Origin of the sequence: Mesorhizobium sp. M7A.F.Ca.MR.245.00.0.0 (assembly GCF_003997415.1) — a bacterium.
Lineage (GTDB): Bacteria > Pseudomonadota > Alphaproteobacteria > Rhizobiales > Rhizobiaceae > Mesorhizobium.
Window position 1 is genome coordinate 21131 of record NZ_RZTE01000057.1, and the last position, 10918, is coordinate 32048.

9 protein-coding genes are annotated in these 10918 nt (G+C 60.4%); 5 read left to right on the top strand and 4 right to left on the bottom strand.

Annotated features, from left to right (window positions below):
• Positions 1–115: 115 nt before the first annotated feature.
• Both EOB80_RS31735 and galE read left to right on the top strand, forming a co-directional pair.
• Positions 116–1153: a UDP-glucuronic acid decarboxylase family protein gene (locus EOB80_RS31735; protein ID WP_127270640.1), complete on the top strand. Its 1038-nt coding sequence runs from the start codon at positions 116–118 to the stop codon at positions 1151–1153.
• Complete coding sequence (gene galE, locus EOB80_RS31740; protein ID WP_127331847.1) at positions 1150–2229, top strand: UDP-glucose 4-epimerase GalE; 1080 nt, start codon at positions 1150–1152, stop codon at positions 2227–2229. The genes EOB80_RS31735 and galE overlap by 4 nt, the downstream gene beginning before the upstream one ends.
• Here the strand turns inward: galE and EOB80_RS31745 are convergent.
• Positions 2183–2623, bottom strand: coding sequence for a hypothetical protein (locus EOB80_RS31745; RefSeq protein ID WP_245466490.1), 441 nt, complete (start codon positions 2621–2623; stop codon positions 2183–2185). The two genes, galE and EOB80_RS31745, sit on opposite strands and share 47 nt — an antisense overlap.
• Positions 2624–2972: 349 nt before the next feature.
• Positions 2973–3476, bottom strand: coding sequence for a DUF995 domain-containing protein (locus EOB80_RS31750; protein ID WP_127270645.1), 504 nt, complete (start codon positions 3474–3476; stop codon positions 2973–2975).
• Positions 3477–3804: 328 nt separating this feature from the next.
• Between EOB80_RS31750 and EOB80_RS31755 the strand changes: the two genes are divergently transcribed.
• The 3 genes from EOB80_RS31755 to EOB80_RS31765 all read left to right on the top strand — a co-directional run bounded on the left by EOB80_RS31755 (position 3805) and on the right by EOB80_RS31765 (position 7592).
• Positions 3805–5430, top strand: a complete 1626-nt coding sequence (locus EOB80_RS31755) for a glycosyltransferase family 39 protein (protein WP_127331849.1) — start codon at positions 3805–3807, stop codon at positions 5428–5430.
• 189 nt (positions 5431–5619) lie between these two features.
• Positions 5620–6546, top strand: coding sequence for a lysylphosphatidylglycerol synthase domain-containing protein (locus tag EOB80_RS31760; RefSeq protein ID WP_127331851.1), 927 nt, complete (start codon positions 5620–5622; stop codon positions 6544–6546).
• Positions 6547–6590: 44 nt separating this feature from the next.
• Positions 6591–7592 (top strand): glycosyltransferase family 2 protein, encoded by a 1002-nt coding sequence (locus EOB80_RS31765; protein ID WP_245466491.1) that lies wholly within the window; start codon positions 6591–6593, stop codon positions 7590–7592.
• A gap of 261 nt (positions 7593–7853) precedes the next feature.
• Here the strand turns inward: EOB80_RS31765 and EOB80_RS31770 are convergent, their stop codons facing one another.
• Together EOB80_RS31770 and EOB80_RS31775 are read right to left on the bottom strand one after the other, a co-directional pair.
• Positions 7854–8261, bottom strand: a complete 408-nt coding sequence (locus tag EOB80_RS31770) for a hypothetical protein (RefSeq protein ID WP_127319809.1) — start codon at positions 8259–8261, stop codon at positions 7854–7856.
• 254 nt (positions 8262–8515) lie between these two features.
• Positions 8516–10396, bottom strand: coding sequence for a cellulose synthase catalytic subunit (locus tag EOB80_RS31775; protein WP_127331855.1), 1881 nt, complete (start codon positions 10394–10396; stop codon positions 8516–8518).
• Positions 10397–10918: the final 522 nt, after the last annotated feature.

Here is a 10918-nt window from a genome sequence, read left to right on the forward strand (position 1 = left end):
ACATCAGTGATGGCGATTCCGCAGACGCGGAGGTTTGCCACGTTCTCAGGAACGTGGCCGGGCGATGCTTTGTCCCGGCCCCGGCGGTAGCGTGTGCGGTGCGTGCGAGGAAAGCATGGGTAAGCTTGTCAAGGTTCTGAAACTGGAATCCGGCAGCCAAAGGGGCGCCAACCAAAGCCGACGACGCGCCCTTGTCGCCGGAGGAGCGGGTTTTTTAGGATCGCATCTGTGCGAACGTCTTTTGCGGGACGGATACGACGTTGTCGCGCTGGACAATTTCCACACCGGCAAAAGATACAATCTCAATACCCTTCTGCGTAATCCGAGCTTCACCTGCATCGAGCATGACATCGTCGATGCACTGCCTTCGGATCTTCAGTGCGACGAGATCTACAATCTCGCCTGCCCCGCCTCTCCGCCGCACTACCAGGCAGACCCGATCCACACCTTCAAGACAAGCGTGCTTGGATCGCTGAACCTTCTGGAACTCGCGCGACAGAACAAGGCCAAGATATTCCAGGCCTCTACGTCCGAAGTCTATGGCGATCCCTTCGTGCATCCACAGCCCGAGAGCTACTTCGGCAACGTCAACACGCACGGACCGCGTTCCTGCTATGATGAAGGCAAGCGCTCGGCCGAAACCCTGTTCTTCGATTATTCGAGAACCTATGGCCTCGATATCCGTGTCGCCCGCATTTTCAACACCTACGGGCGCCGCATGCAGCCCGACGATGGGCGCGTGGTCTCGAACTTCATCGTCCAGGCGCTGCGCGGCGAGGACCTGACCGTCTATGGCAGCGGCCAGCAGACGCGCTCCTTCTGCTATGCCGACGACCTGATCGAGGGCTTTGTCCGGCTGATGAACGCGCCGAGCGCGCCCACCCACCCGGTCAATCTCGGCAACCCTGCCGAATTCACCATCATGGAACTGGCGACGCTGGTCGTCGATTACACCAACGCCCGATCGAAGATCGTGCATCGGCCGCTGCCCGTCGACGATCCCAGGCAGCGCAAGCCGGACATCTCTTTTGCCAAGGCCAATCTCGGCTGGGAGCCGAAAATCAGCTTGAGCCAGGGACTCGCGCGTACCGTCGAGTATTTTGACACCCTGCTCTACGGAAATCGCATTGCCAGAGGAGCCGCCGCCTCATGAACCGGCCGGCAGTCCTGGTGACGGGTGGAGCCGGCTTCATCGGCAGCCACACCTGCAAGCAGCTGGCCTCCGCCGGCTACATGCCGGTGGTTTTCGACAATCTGAGCCGCGGCAACGAGAGATCCGTCGCCTGGGGCCCGCTTGTCGTCGGCGATATCCGGGATCGGGATGCATTGAAGCGGGCGATGGAAACGCACCGGCCGACGGCTGTGATCCATTTTGCGGCGCTGGCCTATGTCGGAGAGTCCGTTCGCGAGCCGGCCGAATATTATTCAACCAATGTGACAGGCACCATCGCGGTGCTCGATGCCGCACGCGCTTGTTCGGTCGAAAACATCATCTTCTCCAGCAGCTGTGCGACGTACGGCGTGCCGGAAGCATTGCCCGTTCGCGAGACCTCCTCGCAAAATCCGATCAGCCCTTACGGGCGCTCCAAGCTGATGGGCGAACAGATCATCGGCGACTATGCTTCCGCGTATGGAATGAAATTTGCTATCCTGCGCTATTTCAACGCTTGTGGCGCCGATCCCGACGGCGAGCTTGGTGAGTGGCATTCGCCGGAAACCCACCTGGTTCCCAGAGTGCTCATGGCCGCATCGGGCATCATCGACGCGATCGAGGTTTTCGGCACCGACTACGACACGTCGGACGGCACTTGTGTAAGGGATTATATCCACGTCACCGATCTGGCCCGCGCCCACCTGAAAGCGCTCATGCATCTCGAGGCTGGCGGGCAAAGCCTGGCGGTCAATCTCGGCACCGGGCGGGGCATCTCCATCAAGGAAATCGTCAAGGCGGTCGGCCGAATGACGTCAAGACCGGTCCCGGCAGTGTTCAGAAGCCGGCGCGCCGGAGATCCGGCGGAGCTCTACGCCGATCCGGGAAGCGCACGCGAACATCTTGGCTTTGTGCCGGAGCTTTCAGACATAGACACGATTGTCAGGACGGCCGCTCCTTTTTTCGGACTGAAGACCAGGCCAATGAAACTGCCGCCAGCCAGGGCGGCAACGTCGGTCGCCGCTCGACGGGTCAGAGATAGCGGGGGCGACAGCTCGCGCGCTGGCCAAACCCGCTAGGGCTGCAGATATAAGGCGAGCCGCCCGAGAACGTGCCGCCATCGCCAGGATTGAACGAGATTTTCACCGGCGCCGGCGTGCTGGCTCTGACCCGTTGCGGTGGTGCAAAGGCGTAGGCACTTTCGGTTCCTATTGTGCTTGTCATCTGGATCGGAAGGTCGGCCCGGAGCGAGCGCACGAGAAATCCGGCCTGCACGGGCTGGACCGCGGGCTGGCTGCGGATGGCGTGGACCACAGGCTTGACGAGGACCGAATTGGTTTCGGTCGCATCCATACTCTGACAGCCTGCAACCACAGAGATCATCGCCGCGGCCGCAACGATAGCCACGATATTTTTAATAAATACGATATTTTTGCTTGGGTTGACTGCACCCATCGCTGAACTGTTCATCATGTGTCCCTTGCTATCAAGTATAAGCCAAGGGCGCATCGCGACATACTATGCTTCGCCGCTCTCACGCCGCATGAGTGACCACTCGCACATCACACGTAAATATTAGACATCACTAATTATTAAATTTCATCAAAACCGTATGGTAGGGCCCATCGTCTCGTCGTTCTGTCAGATAAAGTTGAATGCCATCAACCAGTGATCGGCGCACCGACGGCTCCAGCCGAACTGCTTGATGTCCTACCATAAGCGATTCGCCAGATCCCTGACAGGTGCTTTGCAATTGCAGTCCGCTCTCGAAAGCGGGATTGAGTGATTTTGTTCAACTCGTCAGGATGGGTCGGCTGCGTACCTAATTTTTGGAATCGACCAGCTTGCGGGTCTCTTCGAACTGCGCGCCCTTCGGGTTACCGACTTCGAATTTCCGGTATTCGTCGGAAGCATCCTCGGGAGATCGCTTGAAACTGTACCATTCCCCATCCGGATCCTCGCGTTTCTCGATGTTCCCGCCCTGAATCCGGTGGCTGTAGCAGGTGCGTTTTTGCTTGCCGGTGTAGCCCTTCGACCGCCAGGCGAGTTCCATGCACATCTTACCGTTGCTGGTGACCAGCCATCTGCCCGCCGCGAAAGATGCCGTGTCCGGCCCGGACGTCCAGGCCTCGAGGCGTCGATTGCCCTGTGCGAAATAGGCTGCTCCGTTTTTCCACACCCATGTGCGATCGGCGTAAAGAAGCGACAGCTCGTAGGCAGTCGGAACGGTGGCGACAACCGCTTGCGCCGGTCCGCTGTCTTTGGCGGCAGCCGCATGGGCTGTTCCCGAAAGCGCCGTCTGGCCGCAGAGGGCCAGGAGAAACATAAGCTGCGTGCAACTTGCGAACCGACGGGGTCTGTGTTGCCGACGGTCGACGCAAAGCGGCGGCAATCTGGTCAGATCTGTCGGTACAATTGGCGTGCACATGCCTGTTTGGCCCAAGGTAGCACTATCAGCGCTCTGACAGCCTAGGAAACTATTTAACAGTCGCGAGAACGGTGATGTCAACCTTCGCAAAGCGGATAAACAACAACTATTCGAGACACACGCAGCCGCAATCGTCAAAATTAAGAATTGCGTCGTATATTCCTCCACCTCCGACAATCGCGCTCAAAAGCAACATCCGCAGACGTCAGGGAGGACGCGGTTTCAAATGACGGACGACCCGGAGTTGAATCAGGCCGAAGGTCAGCAATACCTGCAGTCAAGCGACCGGGAGATGGCTGCTAGCAGCACCCTGAGCCCCAACATGGCGATATTGCTGGGCATCCTGTTCATTGCGGTCGTGTTCAGGTTCCACAACATCACCTTGCCACTCGTCGATGCCTTCAGCTGGCGCGAGGTAAGCACGGCAATGATGGCCGACAATTTCCAGCAGCGCAGCTGGAACATCTTCTTCCCGGAGGTCAGCTGGACCGGACCCGGGCCAAGTTATCAGGGCCGCGAGTTCCAGATCGTCAGCTATCTGACCGCCCTGCTCTATCAACTCTTCGGCTGGCACGACTGGTTCGGCCGCATGGTAGCGGCCTTCTTCGGTCTGGTGACGGTGTTTTCGCTGCACAGGCTAACGGCGTTATGCTGGGACGAGACCCACGCTCACGCCGCGGCGCTTGCCTACGCGCTGATGCCGGCGGCGATCATGATCGACAGCTCGTTTCTTCCCGATCCCGCGATGCTGGCCCTGGTGACGCTCGGCGTCTGGCTGTTCGCGAAATACTGGGCCGGCGGCAGCGGCTGGCTCCTGCCGCTTGCCACGGCGAGCTTCTCGCTCGGCGTGCTGGCAAAGCCGCCGGGCCTCGCCGCCGGCGCCGTCATCTTCTACCTCATGGTTTCCTGGGTTCTTGAGAAGAAGCGAAAGCAGGCGGCCAAGGTCTTCCTGTTGGGGCTTTTGAGCTTGGCCATCATCGGCGCCTATTTCAGCTGGGCCATTTATCTCGGCCGCAGCTATCCGCCGTTTCATGTCGCGGGCAGCGGCTATATCTGGGATTCCGGTTTCTGGACATTCTTCAGGAACAGCTTCTACTTCAAATCCGTATGGAACACCTCGGTCTGGTGGTTCTACGGCTATCCGTTCATGGTGCTGATCGCGATCGGCTTCTGGCTGCCGCCCAGACCCGTCGAAGCCCCCAAGCAACGCACTCTTTCGGCCATCCCTTATGTTTGGCTGGCTGCGGCCATCGTCATCTATCTGGCGGCAGCGCGCGAGATCACCAGCAATCCCTGGAACTACCACATCTTCCATGTGCCATTTGCGATGTTCTGCGGCCGCGGCGCGTTTCTCCTGGCAACGCTTGCATCGGGACCCGTTCTGTCCCCGGCGGTCGTGCTGCGCGCGATCTGCATCGCGGCCGTCACGCTGATCTGGTCGACTTTTCCCCTTGTCAGGACAATGAAGACGCCGATCGCCATGGATGGCAAGCTGCTTGGCGACGAACTGGCGCGGTTAGCGCAGCCGGGCGACCTCGTCGTCGCCATTGCGCCCGAGGTCGGCGATCCCGTCGCCGTCTACTACAGCAGAGCGCGTGGCTGGGTGTTCCCGCCTGGCGGCGGCGATGTCGAATGGTCGAAATTCGTAGCGGACGATGCCACCGCGATCGCGCAGCTCGAGGAGTTGCGCGCGCAAGGCGCGGACCTGTTCGGCACGGCCAAGAACGCCGCCGACAAGCAGGACCGGCTGTTCATCGAGCATCATGACGGGGTCATCGACTATCTCGACAAGACCGCAACCAAGCTTGTGGATTCGGACGATTTGCTGGTCTATAGGATCAGCCGTCCATAGAACTGCGACAGTCTGGGGCTGTGGGCCTTGGACAGGATATGGTCCCGACGGTTCGGCGGCCCGCGTTCTCCTACCGAAAGTCGGCAAGGCGGTGGGCCAGGCGAACCGATCCCGGATGGCGGTAGGGATACTCGGGCACCACGCGGTGCTGCCATTTGAACTCGGCGGTGGAAACCGGCGGAGAATTGGTTGAAAAGAGCAATCTCAGTAATCGTGACCCTGGCCCTACTAGCGTGGGTCGCCAGCGACTCGCGCTGGAAGATGGTGGGCGATGCTTTCGCGAGCATCACGCCCGGCGCTTTCGCGGCCGTGGCGCTTGCGCTGTTCGTCACCTACGTGCTGCGCGCGTTGCGCGTCTGCGACGAGTTCCGCGAGGAGGTGCATGGCCGTTTCGGCGCCTGCCTGCGCGTCATTCTGATCCACAATGCGATGATCAACGTCGTGCCCTTCCGCGGCGGCGAGACGGCATTTCCCCTGCTCCTGCGCCAGGTCTTCGGCATACCGATCATGCGCGCCAGCGCCTCGCTGCTGTGGTTCAGGCTGCAGGATGCCTTCGTCGTCGGCGTGCTGGCCCTGGCGGTGTGGCCGGGCCTGCATCCGGCGACAAGGATCGCGGGCGTGGCCGCGGTAATCGGTGCCGCCTGGTATCTGCCGCGCTGGGCGCGTGCGCCGCATGACTGGGCAGGCCGCGGCAAGATCGTGGCGAAACTCGGCAGGCTGCGCGATGTCTTCACCGAGGCGACCGGCCGATCGCGCTATGGCTGGTGGTGGACGATCGCCAATTGGTCGCTGAAGCTCACTGTACAGGGATGGTTGCTGGCAATGCTACTCGGGACATCCTTTTCGACCGCCTTTCCAGGCGTCGTCGGGGCCGAAGGCGCCGCCATACTGCCGGTGCAAGGCATCGCCGGCTTCGGCACCTACGAAGCGGGTGCAGCGGCGGCGCTGCTCACCTCCGGCATTGCCATCAAGAGCGGCCTTCAGGCAGCGCTGGCACTGCATCTGTTCATCTTCTGCTCGGCAATCGCCACGGGTGCGATCGCCTGGCTGTTTCCCTCGAAATCGACGCTGCCGGGGAACCCGGCCGTCGGCCCTGCAAGGAAACCATCCCTATGAACATATTGCCCATCCCTGCTTCGGGACTGCCTGACGGCGCGGTGATGCCGGAGCATACACTGTCGATCGTCGTACCCATGTACAACGAGGCTGAAAACGTCGAACCGCTGCTGGCACGGATTCACCAGGCGATGGAACGCTATGGCCAGCCGTGGGAGGTCGTGCTGGTCGATGACGGCAGCACCGACGCGACGGTGAGCGAGATCAGGCGCCTGGCGGCGCATTACGGCCCGCATGTGCATGCGGTCGAGCTGGTGCGCAACTACAAGCAGACCGCCGCGATGCAGGCTGGTATCGACGCGGCGCGCGGCGACGTCATCGCCACGATCGACGGCGACCTGCAAAATGATCCCTACGACATTCCGCGTATGGTCTACCGCCTGCTAAGCGAAGATCTCGACCTGGTGGTGGGCTGGCGCAAGGATCGCCAGGAAGGGTTTTTCATGCGCAGGCTCCCCTCGCGCATTGCCAACGCGCTGATCGCGCGGGTCACCGGGGTGCGCCTCAAGGACTATGGCTGCAGCCTCAAGGTCTATCGCGGCAACGTCATCCGCAGCGTCAAGCTCTATGGCGAGATGCACCGCTTCATCCCGGCATGGCTGGCCACGGTGACGACACCCAGACGCATCGCGCAGGAGGTGGTGACGCATCATGCCCGCATCCACGGTCAGTCAAAATACGGTATTTCACGCACCTTCAGGGTCGTGCTCGATCTGGTGTTCATGTATTTCTTCATGCGCTATCGCACACGGCCCGGGCATTTCTTCGGCGGCATCGGCATCGTGCTTGGCGCGCTGGGTTCGCTGATCCTTGCCTACCTGCTTTGCCTGAAGCTGCTTTTCGCCGAAGACATTGGAACGCGACCGATGCTGTTCACCGGCTTCTTCCTGCTCATCGCCGGGGTGCAGATGGTGACGTCGGGCGTGCTGGCTGAAATGCTGGCACGGGTCTATCACGAAGCGAATGGAGCATCGGCCTATGTCGCGCGGCCACAGCCGGCGCGCAGTGACAATGACGGCTGGCTCCGCCCGCGCCGGCCATCATGAGGTGATCGGGACGCCATCGAGGCTCTCCGTCCCCAGCGTTGACCGGGGCAGTGGCTTCATCGATAGCTTGCTGGGAGGGATTTTGGTTTCAGGCCAACGGCGGACTGGCAGGGTTCATTGATCCCAGGAATGGCGGCCTGAGGGCAAGAGGCAAGGCGCAACGTCTGCGCCAACCTCTCGCCCTCGACTCGCGCCCCCTGGCGAAGACAAGAGCGGCGGATCCTTCATTCAAATCGCGCCGCCACTTTTAGGTCCGATGGTCTAGTAGCGCGAACGGCAGCTGGCGCGCTGGCCGAAACCGCTCGGGCCACAAATCCAAGGCGAACGGCCCAGGAACGGGCCGCCATTGCCCAGACGGTAGGAGACCTTCACCGGCGCCGGCCTGCCGACACGCTGCGGCCGCACGAAGGCCGCATAGGCCTCCTCCCTCGTACGCGTCACCATGGTCGTCTGTGTGAGCGGCTTGCGGTTGAACAGATGCAGCCGCTTCTTCTTGACGTCGTGCACCTTCTTGCCGAGCGTATGCACCACGGACTTTGTGCCGATCGAACTGGTCTTGGTCGCGTCCTTGCTCTGGCAACCTGAGAGTATCGAGATCAATGCAACGGCGGCAAATGCACAAGCATATTTCGCGCCGATCCTTGCCCTTCTTTCCATAACTTTGTTCATCATAGTCCCCTACCACGAATATAATTCGTTGCAGCGCGGAGATCTATTTGCTTTTTGGCTTCCGCGCCACGCGAGCAGCCTATCGCCGCTCACATCATGGATTATATATTAGGGGAAACTTATTAAAGATCATGCAAACGACACGATGAACGCGGCCTTTCGGCAATCGATCGGATATAATTAAAGTTTGATCTATTGGGCTCGTGCCTGCAGCCGTCCAGAGTGCCGGCCCGCTACGCGGACGCCTCCAGCATTCAGCGCCGCGTTTCCCAACCTGGATCGAAGTAGAAATTGCGGCCACCGATGTTGCCCTGGCCGGCGCCGGAAACCACATAGGCGATGCGCACGATGCGCAGGCCACCGGCGCCCTGCTGCAGTCCGTAGACGCCTTCCATGCCGCGATCGTAGAAGCCCGCGGCGGGCACGATCAGCGCCAGCACGGCAAGCGACCCCTGAAAGGCGACTTTCGCCGCATTGGCTCGCAACGGAATCCTGTTTTCGATGACGTGCCTTACGACAATCACAACAACCAGCAGCCCGTAGAGGAAGGCGTTGAAGGCGGCGAACCAGTAGAAGCCAGTGGCATCGAAGGGGTTCTCAACGAGCAGGACAGGCAGTGCCGCGCCGATGGCCAGCGCCACATAGGGAGTGAGGGCGCGAGCCGGCAGAAGGTGCTTGGGGCCGCTGCCCTTGGGCGTGACGCGGAAATCGACGAACGATTTGGTCAGATAGTCGCGGATCGACGACAACGTGCCGGCCAGCACCCAAGGCCAACGCGCGAAGAAGAGGAACAGCGTGCCTTCCCAGCTGATCGTCTTGGCCGTCATCGGGCGCGAGAGGCCGAACGCCTTCAGCAGCATCACCAGGCCAACCAGCGCGACCGCGTTCGGCAGATAGTAGAACAAAAAGTCGAGATACATGACATTGGCGAAGTTGCGCCCGGTAGACAGCGCATAGACCGGCATGACGTACATCAGCAACGCAAAGACGGCGAACAGCGGATACCAGAGCTGGCAAAAGAGGAATTGGAATCTCAGCCGCGGCGACAGCTTTGGGAGATAGCTCGGCGAATATTCGAGCAGGATCGTCATCAGACTGCGCGACCACTGGAATTCCTGGGTGATGAGGTCGGCGAAGGTCTGCGGGCCATCGCCATGGGCGATGGCGTCGAGCGCATGCACGCCGTGCCATCCGGCCGCGTTGATCAACATGGAGGTGGAGTGATCTTCCGCCAGTTCAGGACCGAGACCGCCCGCCTGCTTCAGCGCCTTGGTCCGCACGGCATAATGCGAGCCGATGCAGAGCGGAGCTCCACCGCCCGTATGGCCGGACTGCAGCGGTCCGTGAAACATCCCTTCCGGAAACAGCCTGCCGCGCGCCGCCCAACTCTCGGCGGCGTTGTTGTCGCAGATGCTCGGCGCCGAGACATAGCCAACCGAGGGATCGGCGAAGGGAAACAGGATCTCCCTCAGATAGGTTGGCGTCGGTACATGGTCCGCATCCATCTGGGCGACGAAATCGTAACGCTCGTAGCCATAGTGGTCGTAGAAGAACGCCAAATTGCCTTCCTTGCAGCGCGTCCGGCGTGGCCATGTCGTGCGGTGATAGTCTTGCCTGCCGCGCCGCGTCGAAATCATCACGCCGTGAGCGTCGCACCAGCGAACTGTCTCTTCGGAGGGATCCTCGTCGGCCAGCCAGGTATCGTGCGGGTAATCCTGTGCCAGCATCGCTTCGAGCGTGCGCGCAACGACGGCAAACGGTTCGGAGGGGGCCTTGGTGACCACCATCGCGACCCGCGAACGCTTCGGGATCGTGTGAAGCTTGGACGGTTTTTTCGACGCATGCACGTTCAAGAGAAAGTACAACGGCATGAGCGTGAGCCATACCAGGATGAGTGTTGCGAACGTGTATGGCCCGAGATGTTCGACATGCTCCGGCTTCAGCCACCAGATCCAGAAAAACCCGAGTGTGCAGAACCAGAAAGCCAGCGCCAGTCTCAGGATCCATTGCTGAATGGCCGACAGCACGGGCACCAGAAAGGGTCCCTTCTGCGCAGTGACTGCCAGAGCCGCCTCAGATCGATGCGCCCGTCTGCTCTTATGGCCGACGACGCCATCATGCACGGAAGCACTCATACACTTACTCGCCCGCCACTTTGGGCTTCCGCCGACAAGGTGGCTGGAAGCTCCCAAAATCCCAGGATTAGAATTAGCTAATGCTTTCTTAGCGTCAACTAAATTAATTGTTTGTTGAATATGATTATTGAGATTTGGTTAACCTACGCGTATCGGGGGAGGAATAGCCGCTACCGAGCAGTCAGTCTGGCGGCGAGCCGGCAAACTCTTCGGTGCTGGAAATTCACCGACGGGTCGAGGCAGTCGGAGGGGATCCGGCCAAAGCCGTTAACCATGTTGCGGTCGTCAAGGTTAAGCAACCGTTAATTGTGCTTGACTCTTGGCCCTGACCGGCTCTTAAATTAGCCAGGGATGATATATCGGGATTTTGACGCGAATTTGTGAGTATCGCGGCGAACTTTCTCTCGAACGCCCCCTGTATAGGGGCTTGAGAGGTAATTTTGGGTGGCTCTGTGCCAGGTTCGCACATCCGCCAATGGGGTCGCTCCGAAATCCCGCAGATTCTGCCAAATAGAGCCGATC